We start from the raw sequence: 22,622 nt of genomic DNA, 5'->3' as shown, positions 1-22,622 counted from the left end.
TGCTGCTCGGACAGCTGTCACAGCACGGAACAGGATACTACGCCGTCTAGTTGAGATCGAAGCGGTCGAGCCGCATCACGTGCGCCCACGTCTCGGCGAAGTCCTGGACAAATTCTTCCTCGGCGTCATCGGCCGCGTAGGTCTGTGCGATAGCACGGAGCCGGGAGTGCGATCCGAAGATGAGGTCCACGCGGGTTCCGGTCCACACGAGTTCGCCGGTTTCCCGGTCGTAGGCCTCGTAGGCATCACCGGACGCGGATTCCCACTCCGTGTCCATATCCAGCAGGTTCACGAAGAAGTCGTTTGTCAGCGTCCCCGGCCGGTCGGTGAGGACGCCGTGATCCGATTCCCCGTAGGTCGCGCCGAGCGCGCGCATTCCACCGACCAGTACCGTCATCTCGGACGCCGTCAGGTTCAGCAGATCGGCTTTGTCGACGAGCAGTTCCTCGGCGGGCTGGTCGAGATCATCTCCGAGGTAGTTGCGGAACCCGTCGGCGCTCGGTTTGAGTGCCTCGAACGAGTCAACATCTGTCTGTGCCTGAGTGGCGTCAGTCCGGCCCGGTTCGAAGGGAACCGCGACGTCGTAGCCAGCCTCGGCGGCGGCCTGTTCGACGGCCGCGTTACCGCCCAGCACGATCAGGTCAGCCAGCGAGACCCGCGTGTCATCCGACTGGGACTCGTTGAACTCCGTCTGAATCTCCTCCAAGGTCTCCAGTACGGTTGCCAGCTTTTGTGGCTCGTTGACGTCCCAGCTTTGCTGGGGTTCAAGCCGGATCCGGGCCCCGTTCGCCCCGCCGCGTTTGTCGCTATCGCGGTATGTCGACGCCGACGCCCACGCAGTCTTGACTAGCTGCGGGATCGACAGGTCCGATGCGAGAACGTCCTCTTTGAGTGCCGCCGCGTCGTCCGCATCGATACGATCGTAGTCAGCGTCGGGAAGCGGGTCCTGCCAGATCATCTCCTCGTCCGGAACCTCGGGGCCGAGGAACCGGGAGGGCGGACCCATGTCCCGGTGGGTCAGCTTGTACCAGGCTTTCGCGAAGGCCATCCCGAACGCCATCGGGTTCTCCTGGAACCGCTCGACGATCTCGCGGTAGTCAGGATCTCGCTTCAGCGCGATATCCGTCGTCAGCATCATCGGCGTTTGCGTTTCCGATGGATCGTGCGCGTCAGGGACGGTGTCTTCTAGCTCCTCGTCTTTCGGCGTCCACTGCCACGCCCCGCCGGGACCCTTCTCCGGCTCCCACTCGTACTCGAGCAGGTTGTTGAGATAGCCCATATCCCACTCCGTTGGTGACTGGGTCCACGGCCCCTCGATCCCGCTGGTGATCGTGTCGGCCCCCTTGCCGGAGCCATGCTCGTTCTCCCAGCCCAGCCCCTGCTGTTCGATCGGGGCGGCTTCGGGTTCGGGGCCGAGGTTGTCCGTGTCGTCGGCACCATGGACTTTCCCGAACGTGTGTCCACCCGCGATGAGCGCCGCCGTCTCCTCGTCGCTCATCGCCATGCGGTCGAACGTCTGGCGAATGTTCTCCGCCGAGGCCTCCGGATCGGGGTTCCCGTCCGGCCCCTCGGGGTTCACGTAGATGAGGCCCATGACGGACGCGCCGAGTCCTTCCTGAATGCCCCCCGGCTCGTCGAAGCGCTCGTTCGCTTCCATCTCGTCTTCGGGCCCCCAGTAGACCGACTCGTCAGGCTCGAACGCGTCCTCGCGTCCGCCAGCGAACCCGAACGTCTCGAAGCCCATCGACTCGATGGCGACGTTCCCCGCCAGAATCATCAGATCAGCCCACGAGAGTTTTCGACCGTACTTCTGTTTGACCGGCCAGAGCAGTCGGCGGGCCTTGTCGAGATTCGCGTTGTCCGGCCAGCTGTTGATCGGTGCGAAGCGCTGTCGGCCACCCGCTGCACCGCCACGCCCGTCACTGGTCCGGTAGGTTCCCGCGCTGTGCCAGGCCATCCGGATCATCAACGGACCATAGTGGCCGTAGTCGGCCGGCCACCAGTCCTGTGATGTCGTGAGGACGTCCTCGATATCCGCTTTCACCGCGTCGAGATCGAGCGACTCGAACTCCTCGGCGTAATCGAACTCCTCACCCGTCGGCCCGACCTCGCGGGCGTTCTGGTCGAGTGTTTTCAGATCCAGCTGATTCGGCCACCAGTCCTGATTGGACCAATTCATCGTCTGATTTTTACTGGTTTGGCCTGATAAAGTTGTTCAAGTAACCGTGGAAGTTCCCGGTTCACCAAATTTTTTATACAGTTCAAAAACTGTTGTTCAGGGTTGTAGGCCGCTTCTGGTTTCAGCTGCCCGTTTATATCATCAAACATGAACTTGAGCAGATTGTGAACCTCACAGAGACCTGCTCGCTTGGTTCCGCGCGCCTTGCGTAGTTCAAACTGTCCCAACGTGACGGAGTTGCTGCTCCCAGATTGCTCGGCGTAAATCGCTCATTGCTTTCGCTTCCCGAGCTGCGACTCGTCTAGTTCAAATCTACCCATAGTCATTTTGACGACCTGGACTCGTCGCTACGCTCCTCGTTGTTATGTCGTCAAAAATGGGTTGGGCAAGATTTGAACTTGCGGCCCTCGCCGTGTGAAGGCGATGTCATAACCAGACTAGACCACCAACCCTCGTAGAAATTCGTACCGCCGCTCCGAACTTAAGCCTTACTTTCGGCAGGTTCGGCTTCCGCGCCGTGACGATAGGCGTGGATCCGTTCGCGGGCCTTCCCGACGGCCTCTTTTGCCTCACCTTCGGCGCGTTCCTCGATCTCTTCGAGGTCGGCCCGAATCTTGTCGAGGCGGCTCGCCTCCGGCTCTTCGTCGCCGCCCGTTAGTTCCCTGAACTTCTCCTCGACCGGTTCGAGCTCCTCAGCAACGCCCTGTTTGGCTTTCTTTCCGGCGCGAGTCAGGTAGTATCGTGCATCCTCGAAGTGTCTGTTCATATACGACCTTACGCAAGGGACAGATATAACTCTTGTGTCCTAATTAATCTGACGTGTCGCTCGATCTATACGGATAAACGCACTACAGTAGTACTGATATTTGAAGGATGACGACGTGAGGACCTATCACTATATGGATCATTTCCCGGATTCCCGGCGGCCGAACGCGGGGACAACCGCCAGTAGTGCGTCACCGGTTCACAAACCGTTTTACCGCTCCGCGGCCCAGCCACGCACGATGTTCAGTCGGCTCTCGATCCCGACGCCGTTTCAGGTCGGTCCAGTGAACGCATATCTCGCCGGTCGGACGCTGATCGATCCCGGTCCCGACAGCGACGAGGCCTGGGAAACACTCACGGAGAAACTGGCAGCCGAAGACTGCCAGATCAGCGACCTCGAACGAGTGGTGGTAACACATCCGCACCCGGACCATTTTGGCATGGCAAAGCGCCTCCACGACCGCGGAATCAACGTCATCGCCAGCCCTGACGCCGCCGAGATCATCAAAGCGTTCGACAACCGACTGGAGTACGAACAGTCCTTTTTCGAGACGTTTTTTGTACGTCATGGGCTCGATCGCTCGACCGTCGATAGCGTAACCACGCTTCCCGAAGCGTATCTCCCGTACGCACCGAACTGCACTGTGGACCGAATTGCCGAGGACGGCGATACGCTCGACATCGAGGAGACGACTCTGACCGTCGAGGCTGTGGACGGCCACGCGCCGGGCGAACTGCTGTTTTCCTACCGGGCTGCAGGAGCGGACCGGGCGATCGTTGGCGATCACGTGCTCGGCGACGTGACGCCGAATCCGCTGCTCCGGCCACCGATGGAACCGGACGACGAGCGTCCCCGAGTGTTACCGAGCTTCAACGCCTCGCTGTCGCATCTTCGAGAGCGAGCGTTCGAGCAGTTGCTACCCGGTCACGGCGGTCGTATCGAGGCACCAACGGCGCGGATCGACGAGATCCTCGCCGCCCACGAGGACCGAACAGAAAACGTCCTCGCACTGATCGACGGCAAGACGAGCGCCCGTGAGGTGATGGAGGGGCTGTTCGACGACCTGCCGGTGACCGAGTACTTCCCGGCGATGAGCGAGGCGGTCGGCCACCTCGACGTGCTCGAAGCGCGCGGCAAAGTGCGAGCGATTGAAGAGGACGGCCGAACCGTGTATACAGAGAGATGAACCGCACACAGGCGGTCGCGCTCGGCGAGGCCGACGCCGACATCGCGATCACAGGGGGCCGCGTCTTCCTGCCCGGGACACGCGAGTTCCGCTCGCTCGATGTCGCTATCGTCGACAACGAGATCGCTGCCCTTCCCGACGATGCCACCGACGTTATCGGCCCCGAAACTACCCAGCTATCCGCTGACGGGCGAGTTGTCCTGCCGGGGCTGATCGACGCACACACGCACGTGGACACCGTCCAGTCGCTGGAGAACGCGTATCATCACCTGCTGGCGACGGGAACGACAACTGTCATCACCGAAGCCTCGGGGCTTGGAAGCCTGTTCGGCGCACGCGGCGTGCAGGCGCTGCTCGCGGCGACCGCATACCTCCCGATCACCGTCAGGGTGACCGTGCCGACGATGCCCCTCATCGACACGTTCGAGGAGCGACGCGCAAGCCAGGAGGAAGCCGAAGCGCTCGTCGACCTGCTTGATGATGACCGCGTCGTCGGCGTCGGCGAAACCGACTGGATCCACGTCGTCGGCCGGGATCACGACCTCGACGAACTGTACGAACGGGCCCACCGCGCTGGCAAGCCGATCTGCGGTCACGGTGCTGGCTGTCGGGAGGAGAAACTGACCGCCTTCGCCGGACTCGCCGACAACGATCACGAGGCGATCAGCGGCGACGGGATGATCGACCGGGTCGAGCGCGGCATCCACACGATCGGCCGGTACGGGACGATACGGGACGATATCGACGCCCTCGCCGACGCAGTCGACCGAATCGGTCCCACGGAGCTCTCGCTGTCGACCGACGGAATGTGGCCCCGCGACCTGCTTGACGAGGGCGCGATGGATGCCGTCGTCCGGCGGACCATCGATGCGGGCGTCGATCCCGCCGATGCGCTTCGGATGGCCACGCTGAACCCGGCCAGACATTTCGGGCTCGACGACCGGGGCTCGCTCGCACCCGGCAACGTCGCCGATATCGTAATCGTCGACGACCTGACGGCGATGAACGTCACTACCGTCCTCTCGGGCGGCGAGGTCGTCGTCGAGAAAGGCGTACACCAGGTTGCGCCACGAAGTCACGAGTACCCCGAGTTCGTCTACGACTCGATCGACGTCGAGAGCGATCCCGACACGTTCACGGTCCCCGCGAGCGCAGCCGACGCGGACGGTCGGGTACGCGCGATCGACGTCGGCGAGGGGCTACTCTCGACCGAAACGACTGTCAAGCCGCGTGTCGAGGACGGTAACCTCCACGCCGCACCCGAACGGGACGTCTCCAAGGTCGCGCTGCTGGACCGGCATCCCGACGCAGACGGAACCGGATTCACTGGCTTTCTGGCAGGTTACGGGATCGAGGAGGGCGCGATCGCAACCAGCATGACCATGGAGTCGACGGGCGTGCTGGCGGTCGGGACGAGCGACGATTCCCTCTCGACGGCGGTCGAACACGTCGAAGCGCAGGGTGGCGGCTGGGCAGTCATCCGTGACGGCGGGGCAATCGCCGAGCTTCCCTATCGGATCGCCGGCGTCGCCGCCGATCTCGAAGTCGAGGAGACGGCACAGCTTCTGAACGCCGTCGAAAAGGGATCGCGCTCGCTTGGCGTCGACGTCGATCGTCCTCTCCTGACACTCACGTCGCTCCCCTTTGTCGGCGTGCCGACGTTCAAGATGACGTGCTCGGGGTACGCTAACGTACTCGGCCGATCGGTGGTCGGACTCACGCCCGACGAGGCGGACGAGTAGAGGACGGACAGGAGGCGAGTAGCTCAGTACGTCGGATTTTCCTCGGGCACGTCGTCCCGTTTGTTCACCACACGAGCAAGCACGAACAGGGCGTCTGAGAGCCGATTGAGATACTCGATCACGATGTCGTTGATCGTCTCCTCGGCGGCCAGTGCGACCGAACGACGTTCCGCACGACGACAGACAGCCCGTGCATGATGCAGGCTCGCACCGCTCTCGCCGCCACCGGGCAGGATGAAGCTCTCCAGCGGGTCGAGTTTCTCGTCGTGGGCGTCGATCCAGCCTTCCAGCTCCTCGACGTGCTCCTCGGTAACGACAGGGTCGCCTTCCTCGGGTGCGGGGTTCGCCAGATCCGCCTGCGCGATGTGGAGGTGGTTCTGAATCCGTTCGAGCTGATCGTCGATATCATCGTAGCCGCTCGGCCGGACTGCGCCGATCAGGGCATTGACCTCGTCGACGGTACCGTAGGCCTCGATACGCGCGCTGGTCTTCGAAACCCGCGACATGTTTCGCAGATCGGTCATTCCCTCGTCACCGCGGCCGGTGTAGATCTTCATACGAGGGACGTAGGCCCGAGCGACCTTAGTTGATGCTACCCGAATCGGTCACGCAAAACCGGCAGTGTGACCGGATTACTCTAGTCCGTAATCCGCCAGCGAGTGGTAGTGTTTCCAGTAGCCGGTGATCGAATCGAGTGCGAACGTGAGCGTTCCGTCCGACAGATCCAGCGTGACCTGTTCTGTCCCGATTTCGGTGTCGTGGAGGTGTAGCTCCAGGGGCGCCTCGAACTCCTCGACGTTTACCATCAGTTCGCCAGTCGCTTCCAGTTCGGATTGTAGTGTCTTCTGATCCATCGTTCCGGGTAGGAGTCGGGTCGATATCCCCGAAAACAGGGGTCGTGATTCTCAGAAACTGGGATCAGTCGAACAGAGACGAGGTCAGATTCGATATAGCAATATGTGCTACATCCCCCGACATCCCGGAGTCACCACACCATCCCAGCGTGTGCAACCCGGCTGTCAGGAGAGCCACAGCCAACCAGTGGGATTAAACGGACCGAACGGGAACATCGGCGTATGGAACGAGAGATTTACTGCCCGACCTGCGAGGAGGAACAGACGTTCTGGCTCGCGGCGAGCACGGAGCTACACCTCGGTACGAAGACGAAGTGGCGCTGTTCGGAGTGTGAGCACGGCGTCGTTCGGATCGGCGAGGACGTCGACACGGCCGCTGCCTAGTTGTTCTCCTGGGCATCTTTCCACTCGCCCACGCCCGACGGATCGAGATGAACGTGAGCGTCGCCGACGTCCTCTTCGGCCCGCAACATGTCGACGAGTTCTGATTCCACATCGTGGGCTTCCCGGAGCGGGAGGCCCCCATCCACCTCGGCGTGGGCTTCGACTTCCAGGACCGTCCCATCGTAGAAGACGACCAGATCGTGAACGCCTCGCACAGCCGGATGTGACTGTATCGTCTCCCGGACTGCCGCACGCTGGTCATCCGACGGTGCCGCTCCGACGAGATATCTAACGTTCTCCCGGCCAATCGAGACGCCCTGATACACGACCAGCACGCTTACCAGTGCGCCAGCAAGCGGATCGAGCAGGGGATAGCCGAGCAATACGCCGAGGACGCCCGCGACAACCGCAAGCGAGGTGTAGATATCGTTCAGGCAGTCGGTGGCGAGTGCCGAGAGCGCGGTCGATCCGAGGTCAGCGTTAACCCGCTTCGTGTACCAGTAGACGGCGTACATATCGGCGATCGCGAAAGCAAGCGCGCCGAGTAACAGGTAGCTGAACTGGGCGAACTCGTCGACGAGCAGCCCCTGAATAGATTCGTACAACAGATTGAGTCCGAGCAGGGCAATCGCAACACCGACGAACAGGGCGGTCAGCGGTTCGATCCGGGAGTGTCCGTGGGGATGCGTTGCGTCGGGATCCTTGAACCGGGCCTGTCCCCAGATCAGCACGACGATCGAAGCGACCAGATCGGCGATCGAGTGGGCAGCGTCGGCCAGCAGGGCCACAGAGCCGAAGACGAGGCCGACCGCACCCTCGACGACGATTTTCGCCGCGTTTCCGAGCACGTTGACCCACGAGGCGCGGGCAAAGCGTGACTGCTCGGCGTCGTCCATACTCGGTTTAGATGCAGTCTAAACTTCAAGCTTGTCATCGGGAGAAACGGCAATCCGGCAAACGGTAGGCTAATCCGTGACACTGCATCCGGGACTGGATGGAACCGGTAGGAACAATAGCAAGTGAGGAGGGTAGTGCTGTTCCCGGTCTTGATGAGACGCTCGGCATCGGCGCGTTCACCGAACAGTACAGAAGCCCCGTCTAGAGCGCCTCGGTGATCCCCTGAGCGAACTCATCGAGAGGGAGGACGGAATAATCGACCGAGAGAGTGTCCTGGGTCGCACGGATCTTCCCGACGAAGGTCGAAATATCCTCTAACTGGCCTTCGAGGACGAACAGCTCCATACAGTAGCTCTCGCCGACGTGGCTGTGGAAGTTCGAGGCGACCAGATCCTCGTGTTCGTGACGAAGATGCATCATCTGCTCTTCGACACTGGTCGTCTCGTAATCGAAGACGACGGTCACCACACCCATCAGCTCCTTGCCTTCGAGCTGTTTGTCCTCGAATTCGCCAAGCAAGCTTCGAGAGGCCTCCCGAATAACCTCGCTGCGGCCGGTGTAGCTGTGGTCGTCGGCAAACTCGTCGATCCGTTCGAGCAGTTCCTCGGGCATCGAGACGCTTACGACGGTCATATGTTAACTGAATCGCGTCTCGTTATTAAGGATTGCTGAACACAGCAGGAAAACCGGGGCTGTGTTACTAACTTACTCGTCGAGTGCCTGCCAGGAGAGCCGCAGGTTTCGGGCGGCGGACGTCTGGTCGATCAGCCGCGCAGCGGTGCGCTCTGGTGCGCTCGCAAGCGTCTCGTCGTCCTCATCGATCACCGCGTTGAACGCCTGTGCGAGCTGGTCAAGTGTGTCCTTGCTCTCGATTTCGGTCGGTTCGGTCATCAGCGCCTCGCCGACGATTTCGGGCCACTTGGTCGTCGGCGGGTGGACGCCGTAATCGAGCATCCGCTTTGCGACATCGGCGGCGTCCTGCTCGCCCGCACTGGCCACGAACTCGTGGTGGAACGGACCGTATGGGACCTCGTACTCGACCTGCTCGCCGAGATAGTTCGCGTTCAGCACGGCCTTCGCACTGGCGTCCGCGAGCCCCTCGTCACCCAGGCGAGCGATATAGGCGTACGCCTTCACGAGGACGAGCCAGTTGCCCGAAAAGCCATGAACCTTGCCGATCGACTGTTCGGGCCTGAACTCCTCGTAGCCCATCTCGGAGCGCCGAACTCGGGGAGCAGGCAGGAACTCGGCGAGTTCGTCGACGACGCCGACCGGCCCAGCGCCGGGGCCACCGCCCCCGTGAGGCGTCGCGAACGTCTTGTGGACATTATAATGCATGATGTCAAAGCCCATGTCGCCGGGGCGGGCGCGACCGAGCAGGGCGTTCAGGTTCGCACCGTCATAATAGAGCAGTCCGCCGACGTCATGAACCATCGCGGCGATCTCCTCGATATCGCGCTCAAAGAGGCCGAGCGTGTTCGGGTTCGTCAGCATGAGCGCTGCGGTCTCCTCCGAGAGCGCGCTCTCCAGCGCGTCCAGATCCACCCGACCGTCCTCGCCGCCGGGAAGGGAGACGACGTCGTAGCCGCCCAGTGCCGCGCTTGCGAAGTTCGTGCCGTGGGCGCTCTCCGGAATGATCACCTCACTCCGGTCGTCGCCTCGCGCTTCGTGATAGGCCTTCGCGACCAGAATGCCGGTAAACTCGCCCGCTGCACCGGCTGGCGGCTGGAGCGAGACGGCGTCCATCCCGCCGATGCGTGCGAGGTAGTCCTGCAAGCGGTACTGAAGCTCCAGCGTTCCCTGCTTGCGGCGTTCGGGCCGGTCGGGATGGATCGCTGCGTCGCCAAGCGCGGCAACATCCTCGGTGAACTTCGGGTTGTACTTCATCGTACAGCTGCCCAGCGGATACGGCCCTGTATCGATGGCGTAGGTCATCTGGGACAGCCGGGTGTAGTGACGCGCGAGTTCGGGTTCCGAGAGTTCGGGGAGGGAGAGTTCGTCCCGCGTCAGATGGTCGGGCAGCGGGACGTCGACAGCGCTGTCATCAGCTGATTCGGTGTCATCCCCGTCAATCGTGACCGTCGTCTCGTCCTTCTCGGACAGCAGCGGTTCGTAGACCGGTTCGTCGTCGCGTCGCCACCGGGCCTGATCGAACGTCATCCCTCGATCACCTCGGCAACGGCGGCGACGAAGCCGTCGAGATCGTCCTCGGCGAGATCGTTCACGCACAGCTGTATTTCGTGGTCGTCGACCCCGTGAACCGCATAGCCCCGATCGGCAAGCGCGTCGACGAGGTCGGCCGCTGGTCGCTCCGTTCGGGCGACGAACTCCCGGATGTGATGACGCTCGTGAACGGGTCCGTCGATCCCCGATAGCTCGTCGACGGCATCGGCGAGACGGCTGGTCCGAGTGATCGAATCTCGGGCCGTCTCGACGAGGCCACTCGGGCCGAGCCACGCCGCGTGGATGGCCGCCCGGAGCGCGACCCACGCCTGGTTCGTGCAGATGTTGCTCGTCGCCCGTTCCTGGCGGATATGCTGCTCGCGGGTCTGAAGCGTCAGCGTGTACGCCCGTCGCTCCGCGGCGTCCTCGCTCGCGCCGACGAGCCGGCCCGGTACCTGCCGGACGTACTCCTCGCGGGTGGCGAACATCCCCAGTCCCATTCCGTAGCTCGCCGGGAGACCGAGGACGCTCGCGTCGCCGATTACGACGTCCGCACCGACACTGGCGGGCTCTTCGAGCACCGAGAGCGAGACCGGATCGGAGCCGAGCGCAAAGAGGGCGTCGTGGTCGTCCGCGATTTCGGCGATGGAATCCAGTCGTTCCTCGATCACGCCCCGAACCGTCGGGCTCTCCGCGTAGACGAGGACGACGTCGTCTTCGGCCAGTTCGGCCAGCGCGTCGACGTCGACACAGCCGTCGTCCATCGGATACGTTTCGACGTGCAGGTCAGTTCCGGCGACGTAGTTGTCCAGCACCCCACGTTTGCCCGAGCGGAGATGAGCGGGCACGAGCACGCGCTGGCCGGTCGTCGATCTAATCCGATCGGCCAGCGTCGCCGTTTCGCCAAGCGCCGTCGCCGCGTCGTACATCGAGCAGTTCGCGACTCCGAGCCCGGTGAGTTCGGCCAGCATCGACTGGTACTCGAACAGGACCTGCAGAAACCCCTGCGAGACCTCGGGCTGGTACTGGGTGTACGACGTCAGAAACTCGGCACGCTGGGAGAGGTGATCGACCAGCGAGGGGACGTACGTATCGTAGTGGCCGCGGCCGAGCAACTCGACCATGTCGTCGTTGCGGCCGAGCATCCGTTCGACCTCCGTTCGTACTTCTCGTTCACTGCGTGAATCGATCCCGAACGCACCGTCGAAGCCGACCCCCTCGGGGATATCGAACAGGTCGGCCTCCGCCTCGACACCGATGTCGGCCAGCATCGCCGCAGTCTCGGCGTCGGTGTGGGGCGCGTACGGGCTTCCACCGGAGCGGGTCACGACTGGAATCCCACCTGGCTACCGTGTAGAGCTGTCACGAGTGGGGGTTACGACTAGTGGTATATCAGAATCCCGGTTCGGGAACCCCAGCCTGCTACTGTAAGCAGTATCCGCGCGGTGAGACTAACCGGAGCTATACACCACATACATCGTTTATTGCTATATCAAATGCACCTTATCGGCCGGGGCAACCGTTTTGTATCGATCACGCATCACGTATCGGGTATGCCGGAGTTCGTCACGCCGCCGCCAATGGAACCGGGCGACCGGGTCGCCGTCCTCGCGCCGTCGAGCGGGAGCGCACGCGACGCCCCGCACGTCTTCGAGCTGGGACTCGAACGCCTTCGCGAGGTGTTCGGTCTCGAACCCGTGGTCTACCCGACCGCCAGACAGGGGGACGACTTTCTCGCAGCCAATCCCCGGGCCCGTGCGGCGGACACCCACGCCGCCGTCCGCAACCCGGAGATCACGGGCATCGTCGCGACGATCGGCGGGAGCGACCAGCTACGGGTCCTGAAACACCTCGACCCCGACGTGCTCCGGGCTACCCCGACCCGGTTTTTCGGGATGAGCGACAACACCAATCTCGGGCTTTATCTCTGGAATCAGGGGATCGTCTCGTACAACGGCGCGCAGTTGATGAACGAGCTGGCGATTCCGGGCGAGCTTCCGGCCTACACCGAGCGGTACTGTCGCCGGGCGTTCTTTGAAGAGTCGATGGGCGACCTTGCCCCCAGCGAGGAGTGGACCGACGAACCAACGACGTGGTGGACCGATCCCTCGCAGATGGACGAATCGCCGACCTACGAACCGAATCCGGGCTGGCGCTGGGCTGGCGCGGGTGAGACGGTCGAGGGGCGGCTCTGGGGCGGCTGTCGGTCGATCGTCGAGTGGCAACTGGCGGCCAACCGATTTCTGCCGGACGCCGACGCACTCGACGGCTGCATTCTGGGACTGGAGACCGCCGAGACGATTCCGGAGCCGGAGGATGTCGGCGCGACGCTCATGTGTCTTGGCGAGCGGGGGCTCCTGGAGCGATTCGCAGGGGTAATCGTTGGGCGACCGCCGACGCGGAGCTATCTGACGGAGCCGCCCCGAGAAGAACGGGAGGCGTACCGGGAGCGCCTCTATGAAACAGTTATTGCGGAGGTCGAGCGGTACAACCCGGACGCACCAGTTGTACTTGGCGTCGACTGGGGGCATACGACGCCGATCGCGCCGCTCCCGCTCGGCGGGCGGGTTCGTCTCGATCCGAACGAAGAGAGGATCCGGTTCGCGTAGCCGCTATTCGGTCTGTTCGGTGTACTCCTCGGCCGACAGCAGGTCGTCGAAGTCGCTTTCCTCGGAGAGTTCAAGTTCGAGCATCCACCCCTCACCGTACGGATCGTCGTTGACGAGCTCGGGCGCGCTGAACAGGTCCTCGTTGACCGCGGTGACCTCGCCGCCGACCGGAGCGTAGAGATCGGAGACGGCCTTGATGCTCTCGACGACGCCGAACTCCGCCTGGGCGTCGAGTTCGTCGCCGACGTCGGGAAGTTCGACGAAGACGACATCGCCGAGTTCGTCCTGTGCGAAGTCCGTGATGCCGACCCGTACAGTGTCACCGTCGCGTCGGGCCCATTCGTGTGATTCCAGATAGCCGAGATCGTCGGGAGTTTCGAAGCTCATCTGTATTCGTCGAGTAGGTTCGTGGGTTCGATCCTTGCCTTTTTCGGCTGGCCGCGGATTTCGACGCGCACGGTCGACCCGACCGCGGCGTGCTCGCGGTCAACGTAGCCCAGTCCGATTGGTTCGTCGAGCGTCGGGCTCATCGTCCCGCTCGTCACGGTGCCGATCGTCTCGCCGTCGGGCGTCGTGATCGGATAGCCGTGACGCGGGACGCCCCGGTCGATCAGGCGCAGACCCACGAACTTCTGGTCCGATCCCTCCTCGTGAACGCCTTCGAGCGCGTCACGCCCGACGAACTCGGTGTCGAGTTTGACGCTGAAGCCGACGCCCGCCTCGTAGGGGTTGCGTGGGTCATCCTCGTAGTCGAAGTCCTGGCCCGAGAGCAAGAATCCGGCTTCGATCCGGAGCGTGTCCCGCGCGCCGAGTCCACAGGGCTGACAGTCGAAGGCCGACCAGACTGTCTCTGCGTCGTCCCACGGCGCGAGAATCTCGTAGCCGTCCTCGCCGGTGTAGCCCGTCCGCGAGACGAGCGCGTCGACGCCCGCGACGGAGGTGTACGTGGCCTCGAACGGCGAGAGGTTCCGGACGTCGCCCGAGGCGACTGCCGCGAGCGCGTCCGACGCGTCGGGCCCCTGCAGGGCGACCATCGCGTACTCCTCGGTGCGGTTCGTAACGCTCGCATCGAGACCCAACTCGTCGCGGTGGTCGACCCATCGGTCGACCATGAGTTCGTCGTGGCCGGCGTTCGGGACGAACAGATACCGGGCGCCGTCGCCATCCGGGGCGACCGCACGGTCGCCCTCGGGGAGCCGGTAGACCACCGTGTCGTCGATTATCAGCCCGGCCTCGTCGGTGATCATCGAGTACTGGGCGTCACCCGGCGAGAGGGCGGTGACGTCGTTCGAGGTGAGCCGTTGCATCAACGTGGTGGCGTCCGGCCCACTTACTTCGATCTCGCTCATGTGCGAGACATCGAAGATCCCGGCCGACTTCCGGACGGCCTCGTGTTCGGTCCGGATCGAGTCGAACTCGACGGGCATCTCCCAGCCGCCGAAGTCGGTGAGTTTGGCGGCCCGATCCTGGTGTACCGCCGCGAGCGGCGGCAGGCGTAGCGACATACAGGTGGATTGTCGGGCAGGGAGTAATGATTTTCCGTCCGTTCCCTGCCGGGGATCGAGCAGTCGTCGCGCCCGGCGTTTCGTCACACCTATCCGCCGAGACTGGATAGAACGCCCATGGTTGATCGGTTACGTGCCCTGCAGGACCGGATCTCGGCGGTCGACAACGCCGACCGCGTTCGGGTCGGACTGTTCGTGGACGGTCCGAACGTGCTCCGCGACGAGTTCGATGTCGACCTCGACGATGTCCGGGACGCCGCCGCGGAGTTCGGACAGCTGGGCGTCACGCGCCTCTATCTCGACGAACACGCCACGCCGGGACTGATTCAGGCCGCCGAAGCGCGGGGCTACGAGGTCGTCATCACGAGCGGGGACGTCGACGTCAAGCTCGCCATCGACGCCGCCGAGACGGCAGTCCGCGACGAGATCGACGTGCTGGTGATCGCCTCGCGCGATACTGACTTCAAGCCGGTGCTGGAGACGGCGGGCCGGAACGGCATCCGTACCGTGGCGATCGCTCCTGGGACGCACGGCAGATCTGATGCGCTGCGGAACGCGGCGAACGACGCAGTATTGCTTGGAGAGTGACTGTAGAAACGTGTTTCGCCATTACTTCGATATCTGTAGTATAATAATTCAAGAATAGTAGTATCACACTTCGAATTTTGTAGTACGATCAGTAGCAAGGCCAACCGATAGCAGACGGAATAATCCGTGAGACAAAGACTTATTCCGCAGGCAGTCGAATCTGTACGCATGGACGAGCCAGCCGAGGAGCTACGGGCCGACGCGGGGGAACGCGGTGAACTGCCGGACTTCGAGGCGTTGACCGATCCCGAAGAAGTTATTTCTGGCGGGCGGACCCGCGACGACTTCTTCGAGACAGTGCTCGGACTGGACGAGGCCGCACCAGTGAGCGAGATCGCTGACAGAGCTGGTCACGGTGTCGACGCCGCACGGGAGTATCTGGCGTGGTTCGAGCGCATGGGGATCGTTACGCGTGTCACCGAGTCCCCCGCGACTTACCAGCGGAATCAGGCGTATCTGGACTGGCGTCGTGTTCAGCGACTCCGCGAGGAATTCGCCAACGACGAACTCGTCGACATGCTCGCCGAGGAAACCGAGCGTGCAGACGCGTATGCTCAGTCGTTCGGCGTCGACGTGCCGGACGACGTCTCGGTTACGGGACAGGCGTCCGAGCGAGGAGAGTCAGTAGCGGGGGTCTGGGAGGACGTGGCTGCGTGGCGGACGGCGCGACGGCGGATACGGCTGCTTGAACGGGCACTGCAGACGGACGCGAGTGACGGAGCGACGGAGCGGCCCGCTGTATGACGAACCGCGACGAACAAGCGTCCGACGACGAGCACAGCGGCGCGCCGGTCGATTTCGATCGGCTGGACGTGATCGCGGACCGATGCCGGACCGACGATCGGTTCAAGGATATCGACCGACAGCCAGCGTTTGCCCCGGATCGGATTGTTCTAACGTATGACCCCGGATTCTATCCGGAGAGCGTGGACACGGCGCGACTGGAGATCGTCTGGTACGAGAACGGGGATTTCTCGGTGCACTATCACGAGGAAACGATCGAAGGATCGTTCGACCACCGATGGGATCGGCATCCATCAGAGCACAATGCTCGTGACCACATCCATCCCGGTCCCGACGCACCGACGCCGGGAACCGACGCGTCCGATCCGAACGACTGGCGGGACGTGTTCTCGCTGGTGCTCGAAGAAATCGAAGAGCGCCAGCGTGCGTTCTGGACCGATACGTAAACGAAACGAAGTCCTTTCGGCCCCACCGTCCAACCTCGACCCATGGAACTCGACACGCCGGTGCTGGACAACCACATGCACCTCGATCCCGACTACGGCCGGGGGTTAGACGCCGTCGATGACTTCGCGCGACTCGGCGGGACGCATCTGCTGGTCGTCAACAAGCCCTCCTGGCATCTCGACGTCGAGGTCAACACTGGCGAGGACTTCCGTGAGGTGTTCGAGCGGACGATCGCGATCGTCGAGGACGCGAGCGAGCTACTCGACGGGCGGGCGTGGCCGGTGCTTGGCGTCCACCCGGGGCTGATCTCCCGGCTCGTCGATGACCGAGGATTCACGCCCGAGGAGGCCCGCGATCTCATGCAGGCCGGGCTGGACGTCGCCGCGGAGATCGTTGGCGATGGTCGGGCGCTCGCGCTGAAGTCGGGGCGGCCCCACTACGAGGTCGACGACGCCGTCTGGGACGCCTCGAACGCGGTCATGCGCCATGCCTTCGAGTTGGGCGCTGAGCTAGACTGTGCAGTCCAGTTACACACGGAGGGGACCGACGATCTGACCGAGGTCGCCGAGTGGGCCGAAGAAGCCGGGCTTCCGGCGGGCAAGGTTGTCAAACACTACTCCGGGGGCACACTCGCGGGGCCGATCCCGAGCGTGATGAGCGAGAAAGACCGCCTGCGCGTCGCGGCCGAGGCGGGCGAGCCGTTTCTCATGGAGACCGACTTTGTCGACGATCCCGATCGCCCCGGCGCGGTGATGGGGCCGAAAACCGTCCCACGGCGAGTTCGCTGGCTGCTGGAGGAGGGCTACGACGCGGCAGTAAGGACTGCACACGTCGAGACACCACGGGCGGTGTACGGAATCGATACCCACAACCATTTATAAACTATTCTGCAACCGGTTGATTGTCCAGACGAGAGCTATATCCTGTTGTAGGCCGCCCTACAGCCGTTTTATCACGGATATTCCTCGCATTATCCGAAGGCATCGGAGAGAAAGGGTTTTCAAGCCGCCAGCGTACCGTCAGAGTATGAGCGCGCCGCCGAACGAGTTCTACTCAGAGGAACGCTGGCAGAACTGGCTCGACCGAATTACCGACGAGGATCTCGATCCCGAAGACGAGGACTCGGCACGACTCCTGCTCAACCTGCAGGACGATGCCGCGATCGCCGTCGCAAAAGTCGTCTCGGCCCACGACGACGGCGAGATCGATGCCGACACGGCGATGGACGAGATCGAGGAGATCCGCGAGATCGTACTGAGCGAGGTCGAGTTCGACGACGAGGAAAAGGAGTTGCTCGTCGACGATGTCCAGACCAGCCTTGTCTGCGTCTTCTACGCTGCCGAGGAGTACGTCGCCAACGGCGCAACTGACGACGCCGAGATCGAACAGTACGTCCGGGCGGCCGCCGACGCGGAGGCCGAAGAGGACATCGACGCGGCGCTTGGCTACCTCGTGCAGGCTGGCACGATGATCATCGACGGCGAGGAACTCGACTTCTCGATTGCCGAAGATCTGGAGTACGGGCTCGTCTCGACGTGGGTGAACGGCCTCGACAGCCTGCAGAGCGCGATGAGCGACCCGGAAGTCGTCGAGGAAGAGGACGAGGCCTGATCGCTCTCGGCCGAAACTGTCCACGAGTACCGCTGACCGGCGGCGCGGGACCCTGCCCGATTTCACTCCCGCTTTCCGCCAACCCTTTTTAATCACTCGCTGCGAAGTGGGGAGCGATGACGGTAGAAGAACGTGCCGAGGAGCTCGCCTCCGACCTCGGTGTTGACAAAGAGGAGGTCACAGAGGACCTGGAGAACCTTGTCGCCTACAGCGTGCCGATCGACGAGGCCGTACAGAGCCTGCGGCGCAAGTACGGCGGCACCAGTGACTCCACGGGAACACACTCGATTGAGAGCATCGACGAGATCACGACCGCGGACGGGAGCGTCACCGTCACCGCGCGCGTGCTGTCGGTCGGCAAGCGCTCGATCCGGTATCAGGGCGACGACCAGACAATTTTTGAGGGGACGCTCGCCGACGAGTCCGGTCGAATCGACTACACCGCATGGCAGGACTTCGGGCTCTCGGCCGGGGACACGCTCACGATCGGCAATGCGGGCGTTCGCGAGTGGGACGGAAAACCGGAGCTCAACCTCGGCGAGGGGACGAGCGTTGCCGTCGAAGAGGACCCGCTTGATGTGCCCTACGAGATCGGCGGCGATGCCGACCTCGTCGACATCGAGACGGGCGACCGCGGCGTCAACGTCGAAGTGCAGGTGGCAGAGGTCGAACGCCGGACGATCGACGGTCGCGATGGCGAAACGGACATCCTCAGCGGCGTGCTCGCGGACGAGACGGGACAGCTCCCCTTCACCGACTGGGATCCCCATCCCGACCTCGAAACCGAGGGGAACTCGGTCAGAGTCGAGAACGCCTACGTCCGCGAGTACCGTGGCGTCCCCTCGATCAACGTCTCGGAGTTCTCAACAGTTACAGCACTCGACCGGACGGTCGAGGTGAGCGACACAGGGACCCGACTGGCGATCGGCGAGGCCGTCGACGCGGGCGGCGTCTACGACGTCGAAGTGACCGGTCACGTCCTCTCGGTCCGGGAGGGCTCCGGACTGATCCAGCGCTGTCCGGAGTGCGATCGAGTGGTTCAAAACGGCCAGTGTCGCACCCACGGCGAGGTCGACGCCTACGACGACCTGCGGGTGAAAGCGATCGTCGACGACGGGACTGGTACGCTGACCGCGGTGCTCGACGCCGAAATCACCGAGGAGATCTACGGCGGCGGGCTGGAAGACGCCCGCGAGCAGGCCCGCGAGGCGATGGATCAGACCGTCGTCGCCGACTCGATCCGCGAGGGGATCGTGGGCCGCGAGTTCCGCATCCGCGGGCACCTCTCGGTCGACGAGTACGGCGCGAACCTCGACGCCTCGGAGTTCGCCGAAGTCGACGACGAGCCGAAATCACGTGCAACCGCCCTGCTCACGGAGGTGCGCGGATGAGCGGAAACGAGGAGGTCAGCCGCCGCGAGGTGGCCCATCGGCTATTCGCCGCCGAGTTCGAGGACGCAACGCTTGACTACAAAGAAAGCGACGAGGAACGCGCCCCGAACTACGTCGTGACGCCGACCGGCGCGCGCGTCAACCGCATGTTCGTCGTCGGCGTCCTCACCGAGCTAGAGCAGGTCAACGATAACGTGCTGCGCGCGCGGATCGTCGATCCGACCGGCGCGTTCGTCGTCTACGCCGGGCAGTACCAGCCCGACGAACTGGCATTCCTCGAACGGGTTGATCCGCCCGCGTTCCTCGCAATTACCGGCAAGGCGCGGACGTTCCAGCCCGAGGACTCCGATCGTGTGTTCACGTCGATCCGGCCCGAAAGCATCAACCGGGTCGACGCCGAGACGCGGGATCGCTGGATCGTCGGCACCGCCGAGCAGACGATCGAGCGCGTGGCGACGATGGCAACCGCACTGGAGCGTCCGGAAGCGGGTGAGGAACTCGAATCCCTGCTCGTCGATGCGGGAGCAACACCCGAGCACGCAAACGGGATCCGCCTCGCGCTGGAACACTACGGCACGACGCCCGAGTACCTCGCTGCGATCCGCGACCTCGCAATCGAGGCGACCGAAACCGTTGCGGGCGAGCGCGAGGAAGTAGCCGAGCTTGCCGTTGCACCCGGCGAGGGCGACGGTAGCGTAACTGTCGACGACCTGCCGGAGGGCCTTGGCGAGTTGCCCGCTCCGGAGACCACCGGGAGCGCGACCGCGGACGACACGGGCGCGGGCGAACCGGACATCCTCGACGAGCCGGCGGAATCGGGGACCGAGGTGACGGCAGGCGACGACGATCCTGTAACAGCGAGCGAGGACACCGTTTCGGAAACAGGTGACGAAGCGTCGGAGGATGCCACCGACGAGAGTGTGACGGAAACACCGGACGAGGAGCCGGACGATACGACTGGCGAACCCGAGACGGTGGACGAGGAGTCCGACGAGAGCGTGACTGCCGACGATGTACTGTCGGGAAGCGAGTCGGTCGGGAACTTCGAGACCGGAACGGACGCTGAGGGGACCGGATCGGACGAAACTGCAGCTGCCTCGGACGATACTGGGCCCGATCAGGACGCCGACTCGACCGCCGCGGAGTCCGACGACTCCGCCGGGACCGGCGAGATGTACGAGTTCTCCGAGGACGAGCGCGAGGAGATCGAAGAGGAGTACGGCACCGAGTTCTCCACCGGAACCGAGGTGCCCGAACCGGGCGAGGCCGACATCGAGACGCCGGATCCGGACGAGCTCGACGAACCAGCCGAGGAGGACGGCAAGGCGTCCGAGGACGTCGCGGCGACCGAGACGGACGTCGAGCCGGCCACCGAAGACGAAAACCCCGACGGGTCCGAGACCGAGGACGACCCGGGGGCCGAAGACGACGACAGATCCGAGGACGACGATGACGAGGCGGGCCCTGGCGAGGGCAAGGTGAACATCCCCGACGACGTGACGCTGACCGACGTCGTCATCGAGACGATGCAGGAACTCGACGACGGGGACGGCGTCGACCGGTACGACCTGATCGACGCGGTGATTGAGGATACGGGGATGACTGAACCCGACGTCAAGGACGCCATCGAGGAGGCGCTGATGGGCGGGCGGTGTTACGAGCCGACCGACGACACCCTGAAGCCGATCTGATGGCGACTGTCGAGCCGATCCCCGGCGAGGCCGCTGCAATCGCCGATATCGACGGCGAGCCCGCACTGGTCATCGCGGACGTCCACGCGGGCATCGAATCCGCGCTCCGGACGGAACGGGGACTGTCACTGGACAGCCAGGCGGAAGCGCGCCGCGAGCGGATCGAGCGACTGCTCGCCGAGACCGGCGCGACGCGCCTGATCGTCCTCGGCGACCTGATGCACTCGATCGGCGGCCCCGGTGGCGCGGAGCGGGGAGAAATCGAGGTGCTACTCGAATCGCTCCCCGCGGTCGACGTCACGCTCGTCAAGGGAAACCACGACGGCGAGATCGAGTCGTGGATCGAGGATGTCACGGTCACCGACGGCGGCGGCATCCGACTCGGATCAGTTGGCTTCGCACACGGTCACACCTGGCCCGACCCTGACGTCCTCGCGGCGGATATCGTCTGTGTGGCTCACGAGCATCCACAGGTCCGGCTGGAAGACGAGGTCGGCGGCAGCCGCGCCGAGCGCGTCTGGTTGCGCGGAGGGCTGGAGGGGAGCGTCTTCGAGGACCGGTACGACGCGCCGGTCGGGGCGTCCGAGCTGATCGTCGTTCCCGCGTTCAACGACCTCGTCGGCGGCACGTGGGTCAACACGAACGACGACTTTCTCGCACCCTTCCTCCCCGACGCGCTGGTCCATGGACAGGCATATCTGCTGGACGGCACGCGGCTCGGGCCGTTCGACGAGATTTGACAGGACAAAGACTTCGAACCTCGGTCCAATACTGACCGTTTGTTCACTATATAGTCATATTGTTGCGCTGTAGAACACATTAGTGGCAACTGCTAAATACGGCGTATGCTGGTATCATGACACATGGTTCGATCCGATCCGTACACGCCCTCGTCGGCGTACTACGAGTGTACCGAGTGTCTGAGCAGAACAACCGAGGAGATCACCGGCAACTGTCCGGAGTGTGGCGGCGTCGTCCGCAACATCGCAGTCGCCCGGGAGTAGGTCACAGCCCGAGGCCGCGACAGAAGTTGTGCGTGGCGAACACCTGCCCGTCGTCGGTGACGTAGACGCCGACACCGCCGGATTCCCAGCGGTCGTGGAGCATGTTCTCACGATGGCTCGGTGACTCCATCCACTGGGTGACGAGTCCCTCCGCCAGTTCCTCATTCGTCGTGTAGGTGACGGTCTCACCGTCGACATCGACCGGCTGGCCTGCCCACGACATCGCGATGTTCTCGCCGTAGGCATAACAGCCGCTTCCCACCTCGCGGTAACGGTCGTGAGGCCCGTCGCCCTCCGGCGTCGTATGCGAGAAGTACTCCCTGTCAGCCATGTCCTTGCTGTGGGCACGGGAGACTGACGCGACGGTCGAGTCCCACTCCAGCGGGTCGAGTCCACGAGCAGTCCGGCGCTCGTTTACCCGGTCGTGGATCTCGCGTTCGACGGCCGTACTGTTGACCTCGCCGTCGTCGAAGCCGTAAGTAGAGGTGTTCGGATCACCGGGCGCGACCTCGTCGTCGCTTCCCGGAATCGGCACGTCCTCGATGGGACCGAGATCGACGCCGACGCCGCCGACCTGCAGGGCGGCGACGACGAGAACTGACAGGACGAGAACGGCGAGCAGGGCCTTTACCAGCCCGATCAGCAGGCCGAACACTACTGCGACCAGCCTGGCCAGTACTGTTAGCGGCGCGATCAGCACCCGAAACAGCGTCGTGAGCAAGGGGGTGGACATGAGAGCGAGAGACACAGGGCGATACCCGAACCAGAGGGTTCGTGAGTAATGACTATACGGCGCTTACCGGCAGGGGGTGAAAGACGCCGGGAGGAACGCCCGGGAACAAACGGCTTAACCCCGTCGCG

Annotated in this window: 24 protein-coding genes and 1 tRNA gene; 13 read left to right on the top strand and 12 right to left on the bottom strand. The window is 63.6% G+C overall.

What is annotated here, in order from left to right; translation table 11 throughout:
• Positions 1-46 precede the first annotated feature (46 nt).
• From katG to AArcSt11_RS05000, 3 genes are all read right to left on the bottom strand, one after another.
• Positions 47-2,179 (bottom strand): catalase/peroxidase HPI, encoded by a 2,133-nt coding sequence (gene katG, locus AArcSt11_RS05010; protein WP_250595165.1) that lies wholly within the window; start codon positions 2,177-2,179, stop codon positions 47-49.
• A gap of 377 nt (positions 2,180-2,556) precedes the next feature.
• A tRNA-Val gene (locus tag AArcSt11_RS05005) sits at positions 2,557-2,631 on the bottom strand.
• Between the two features lie 29 nt (positions 2,632-2,660).
• Positions 2,661-2,945 carry a DUF7553 family protein gene (locus AArcSt11_RS05000; protein ID WP_250595164.1) on the bottom strand — a complete coding sequence of 95 codons (285 nt, stop codon included), beginning with the start codon at positions 2,943-2,945 and terminating at the stop codon, positions 2,661-2,663.
• A gap of 238 nt (positions 2,946-3,183) precedes the next feature.
• Between AArcSt11_RS05000 and AArcSt11_RS04995 the strand changes: the two genes are divergently transcribed.
• Together AArcSt11_RS04995 and AArcSt11_RS04990 are read left to right on the top strand one after the other, a co-directional pair.
• Entirely contained in the window at positions 3,184-4,131 is a 948-nt protein-coding gene (locus tag AArcSt11_RS04995) for an MBL fold metallo-hydrolase (protein WP_250595163.1), read from the top strand.
• Positions 4,128-5,873: an adenine deaminase C-terminal domain-containing protein gene (locus AArcSt11_RS04990; protein WP_250595162.1), complete on the top strand. Its 1,746-nt coding sequence runs from the start codon at positions 4,128-4,130 to the stop codon at positions 5,871-5,873. The genes AArcSt11_RS04995 and AArcSt11_RS04990 overlap by 4 nt, the downstream gene beginning before the upstream one ends.
• 23 nt (positions 5,874-5,896) lie before the next feature.
• Here AArcSt11_RS04990 and AArcSt11_RS04985 read toward each other — a convergent pair whose 3' ends face one another.
• A complete protein-coding gene (locus AArcSt11_RS04985) occupies positions 5,897-6,430 on the bottom strand; it encodes a cob(I)yrinic acid a,c-diamide adenosyltransferase (RefSeq protein WP_250595161.1) in 534 nt (177 codons plus the stop codon).
• 75 nt (positions 6,431-6,505) lie between these two features.
• A complete protein-coding gene (locus tag AArcSt11_RS04980) occupies positions 6,506-6,727 on the bottom strand; it encodes a hypothetical protein (RefSeq protein WP_250595160.1) in 222 nt (73 codons plus the stop codon).
• Positions 6,728-6,949: 222 nt separating this feature from the next.
• On the opposite strand from AArcSt11_RS04980, the gene AArcSt11_RS04975 reads away from it, so the two are divergent.
• Positions 6,950-7,111 (top strand): DUF7838 family putative zinc beta-ribbon protein, encoded by a 162-nt coding sequence (locus tag AArcSt11_RS04975; protein WP_250595159.1) that lies wholly within the window; start codon positions 6,950-6,952, stop codon positions 7,109-7,111.
• Here AArcSt11_RS04975 and AArcSt11_RS04970 read toward each other — a convergent pair.
• The 4 genes from AArcSt11_RS04970 to gcvPA form a co-directional block, all read right to left on the bottom strand.
• Positions 7,108-8,007, bottom strand: coding sequence for a cation diffusion facilitator family transporter (locus AArcSt11_RS04970; RefSeq protein ID WP_250595157.1), 900 nt, complete (start codon positions 8,005-8,007; stop codon positions 7,108-7,110). The genes AArcSt11_RS04975 and AArcSt11_RS04970 overlap by 4 nt on opposite strands.
• A gap of 202 nt (positions 8,008-8,209) precedes the next feature.
• A complete protein-coding gene (locus AArcSt11_RS04965) occupies positions 8,210-8,641 on the bottom strand; it encodes a CopG family ribbon-helix-helix protein (RefSeq protein WP_250595155.1) in 432 nt (143 codons plus the stop codon).
• A gap of 72 nt (positions 8,642-8,713) precedes the next feature.
• Entirely contained in the window at positions 8,714-10,168 is a 1,455-nt protein-coding gene (gcvPB, locus tag AArcSt11_RS04960) for an aminomethyl-transferring glycine dehydrogenase subunit GcvPB (RefSeq protein ID WP_250595153.1), read from the bottom strand.
• A complete protein-coding gene (gene gcvPA, locus AArcSt11_RS04955; RefSeq protein WP_353617697.1) occupies positions 10,165-11,499 on the bottom strand; it encodes an aminomethyl-transferring glycine dehydrogenase subunit GcvPA in 1,335 nt (444 codons plus the stop codon). Before gcvPA ends, gcvPB begins: the two co-directional genes overlap by 4 nt.
• Before the next feature lie 225 nt (positions 11,500-11,724).
• On the opposite strand from gcvPA, the gene AArcSt11_RS04950 reads away from it, so the two are divergent.
• A complete protein-coding gene (locus tag AArcSt11_RS04950; RefSeq protein WP_250595152.1) occupies positions 11,725-12,780 on the top strand; it encodes a S66 family peptidase in 1,056 nt (351 codons plus the stop codon).
• 3 nt (positions 12,781-12,783) lie between these two features.
• On the opposite strand, the gene gcvH is transcribed toward AArcSt11_RS04950, so the two are convergent.
• Positions 12,784-13,167 carry a glycine cleavage system protein GcvH gene (gene gcvH / locus AArcSt11_RS04945; RefSeq protein ID WP_250595151.1) on the bottom strand — a complete coding sequence of 128 codons (384 nt, stop codon included), beginning with the start codon at positions 13,165-13,167 and terminating at the stop codon, positions 12,784-12,786.
• A complete protein-coding gene (gene gcvT / locus AArcSt11_RS04940; RefSeq protein WP_250595150.1) occupies positions 13,164-14,285 on the bottom strand; it encodes a glycine cleavage system aminomethyltransferase GcvT in 1,122 nt (373 codons plus the stop codon). The genes gcvH and gcvT overlap by 4 nt, the downstream gene beginning before the upstream one ends.
• Before the next feature lie 117 nt (positions 14,286-14,402).
• Here gcvT and AArcSt11_RS04935 point away from each other — a divergent pair, with 117 nt between their 5' ends.
• From AArcSt11_RS04935 to AArcSt11_RS04895, 9 genes are all read left to right on the top strand, one after another.
• Positions 14,403-14,873, top strand: a complete 471-nt coding sequence (locus AArcSt11_RS04935; protein ID WP_238479045.1) for an NYN domain-containing protein — start codon at positions 14,403-14,405, stop codon at positions 14,871-14,873.
• Between the two features lie 168 nt (positions 14,874-15,041).
• A complete protein-coding gene (locus tag AArcSt11_RS04930; RefSeq protein ID WP_250595149.1) occupies positions 15,042-15,617 on the top strand; it encodes a DUF7342 family protein in 576 nt (191 codons plus the stop codon).
• Positions 15,614-16,063 carry a toxin-antitoxin system TumE family protein gene (locus AArcSt11_RS04925; RefSeq protein WP_250595148.1) on the top strand — a complete coding sequence of 150 codons (450 nt, stop codon included), beginning with the start codon at positions 15,614-15,616 and terminating at the stop codon, positions 16,061-16,063. The genes AArcSt11_RS04930 and AArcSt11_RS04925 overlap by 4 nt, the downstream gene beginning before the upstream one ends.
• Positions 16,064-16,105: 42 nt before the next feature.
• Positions 16,106-16,945 carry a TatD family hydrolase gene (locus tag AArcSt11_RS04920; protein ID WP_250595147.1) on the top strand — a complete coding sequence of 280 codons (840 nt, stop codon included), beginning with the start codon at positions 16,106-16,108 and terminating at the stop codon, positions 16,943-16,945.
• Positions 16,946-17,090: 145 nt separating this feature from the next.
• On the top strand, positions 17,091-17,675 hold the full coding sequence (locus AArcSt11_RS04915) for a DUF2150 family protein (RefSeq protein WP_250595145.1): 585 nt from the start codon (positions 17,091-17,093) through the stop codon (positions 17,673-17,675).
• Positions 17,676-17,791: 116 nt separating this feature from the next.
• Complete coding sequence (locus tag AArcSt11_RS04910; RefSeq protein WP_250595143.1) at positions 17,792-19,066, top strand: Single-stranded DNA binding protein; 1,275 nt, start codon at positions 17,792-17,794, stop codon at positions 19,064-19,066.
• Positions 19,063-20,757 carry a hypothetical protein gene (locus AArcSt11_RS04905; RefSeq protein ID WP_250595141.1) on the top strand — a complete coding sequence of 565 codons (1,695 nt, stop codon included), beginning with the start codon at positions 19,063-19,065 and terminating at the stop codon, positions 20,755-20,757. Before AArcSt11_RS04910 ends, AArcSt11_RS04905 begins: the two co-directional genes overlap by 4 nt.
• Positions 20,757-21,497 (top strand): metallophosphoesterase, encoded by a 741-nt coding sequence (locus tag AArcSt11_RS04900; RefSeq protein WP_250595139.1) that lies wholly within the window; start codon positions 20,757-20,759, stop codon positions 21,495-21,497. Before AArcSt11_RS04905 ends, AArcSt11_RS04900 begins: the two co-directional genes overlap by 1 nt.
• Before the next feature lie 123 nt (positions 21,498-21,620).
• On the top strand, positions 21,621-21,761 hold the full coding sequence (locus tag AArcSt11_RS04895) for a rubrerythrin-like domain-containing protein (RefSeq protein ID WP_250595137.1): 141 nt from the start codon (positions 21,621-21,623) through the stop codon (positions 21,759-21,761).
• Position 21,762: 1 nt separating this feature from the next.
• On the opposite strand, the gene AArcSt11_RS04890 is transcribed toward AArcSt11_RS04895, so the two are convergent.
• Complete coding sequence (locus tag AArcSt11_RS04890; RefSeq protein WP_250595135.1) at positions 21,763-22,494, bottom strand: CAP domain-containing protein; 732 nt, start codon at positions 22,492-22,494, stop codon at positions 21,763-21,765.
• Positions 22,495-22,622 lie beyond the last annotated feature (128 nt).

Source organism: Natranaeroarchaeum aerophilus, assembly GCF_023638055.1.
GTDB classification, from domain to species: domain Archaea; phylum Halobacteriota; class Halobacteria; order Halobacteriales; family Natronoarchaeaceae; genus Natranaeroarchaeum; species Natranaeroarchaeum aerophilum.
Note: the sequence above shows the minus strand (reverse complement) of the source record. Positions and strands in the feature narration are given on the sequence as shown.

Coding starts and splice junctions, on each gene's coding strand:
- AArcSt11_RS04975 (WP_250595159.1), top strand. CDS start 6,950: ATGGAACGAGAGATTTACTGCCCGACCTGCGAGGAGGAACAGACGTTC.
- AArcSt11_RS04910 (WP_250595143.1), top strand. CDS start 17,792: ATGACGGTAGAAGAACGTGCCGAGGAGCTCGCCTCCGACCTCGGTGTT.
- AArcSt11_RS04915 (WP_250595145.1), top strand. CDS start 17,091: ATGAGCGCGCCGCCGAACGAGTTCTACTCAGAGGAACGCTGGCAGAAC.
- gcvH (WP_250595151.1), bottom strand. CDS start 13,167: ATGAGCTTCGAAACTCCCGACGATCTCGGCTATCTGGAATCACACGAA.
- katG (WP_250595165.1), bottom strand. CDS start 2,179: ATGAATTGGTCCAATCAGGACTGGTGGCCGAATCAGCTGGATCTGAAA.
- AArcSt11_RS04900 (WP_250595139.1), top strand. CDS start 20,757: ATGGCGACTGTCGAGCCGATCCCCGGCGAGGCCGCTGCAATCGCCGAT.
- AArcSt11_RS04990 (WP_250595162.1), top strand. CDS start 4,128: ATGAACCGCACACAGGCGGTCGCGCTCGGCGAGGCCGACGCCGACATC.
- gcvPB (WP_250595153.1), bottom strand. CDS start 10,168: ATGACGTTCGATCAGGCCCGGTGGCGACGCGACGACGAACCGGTCTAC.
- AArcSt11_RS04995 (WP_250595163.1), top strand. CDS start 3,184: ATGTTCAGTCGGCTCTCGATCCCGACGCCGTTTCAGGTCGGTCCAGTG.
- AArcSt11_RS05000 (WP_250595164.1), bottom strand. CDS start 2,945: ATGAACAGACACTTCGAGGATGCACGATACTACCTGACTCGCGCCGGA.
- AArcSt11_RS04950 (WP_250595152.1), top strand. CDS start 11,725: ATGCCGGAGTTCGTCACGCCGCCGCCAATGGAACCGGGCGACCGGGTC.
- AArcSt11_RS04925 (WP_250595148.1), top strand. CDS start 15,614: ATGACGAACCGCGACGAACAAGCGTCCGACGACGAGCACAGCGGCGCG.
- AArcSt11_RS04920 (WP_250595147.1), top strand. CDS start 16,106: ATGGAACTCGACACGCCGGTGCTGGACAACCACATGCACCTCGATCCC.
- AArcSt11_RS04895 (WP_250595137.1), top strand. CDS start 21,621: ATGGTTCGATCCGATCCGTACACGCCCTCGTCGGCGTACTACGAGTGT.
- AArcSt11_RS04985 (WP_250595161.1), bottom strand. CDS start 6,430: ATGAAGATCTACACCGGCCGCGGTGACGAGGGAATGACCGATCTGCGA.
- AArcSt11_RS04965 (WP_250595155.1), bottom strand. CDS start 8,641: ATGACCGTCGTAAGCGTCTCGATGCCCGAGGAACTGCTCGAACGGATC.
- AArcSt11_RS04905 (WP_250595141.1), top strand. CDS start 19,063: ATGAGCGGAAACGAGGAGGTCAGCCGCCGCGAGGTGGCCCATCGGCTA.
- AArcSt11_RS04980 (WP_250595160.1), bottom strand. CDS start 6,727: ATGGATCAGAAGACACTACAATCCGAACTGGAAGCGACTGGCGAACTG.
- gcvT (WP_250595150.1), bottom strand. CDS start 14,285: ATGTCGCTACGCCTGCCGCCGCTCGCGGCGGTACACCAGGATCGGGCC.
- AArcSt11_RS04935 (WP_238479045.1), top strand. CDS start 14,403: ATGGTTGATCGGTTACGTGCCCTGCAGGACCGGATCTCGGCGGTCGAC.
- AArcSt11_RS04930 (WP_250595149.1), top strand. CDS start 15,042: ATGGACGAGCCAGCCGAGGAGCTACGGGCCGACGCGGGGGAACGCGGT.
- AArcSt11_RS04890 (WP_250595135.1), bottom strand. CDS start 22,494: ATGTCCACCCCCTTGCTCACGACGCTGTTTCGGGTGCTGATCGCGCCG.
- AArcSt11_RS04970 (WP_250595157.1), bottom strand. CDS start 8,007: ATGGACGACGCCGAGCAGTCACGCTTTGCCCGCGCCTCGTGGGTCAAC.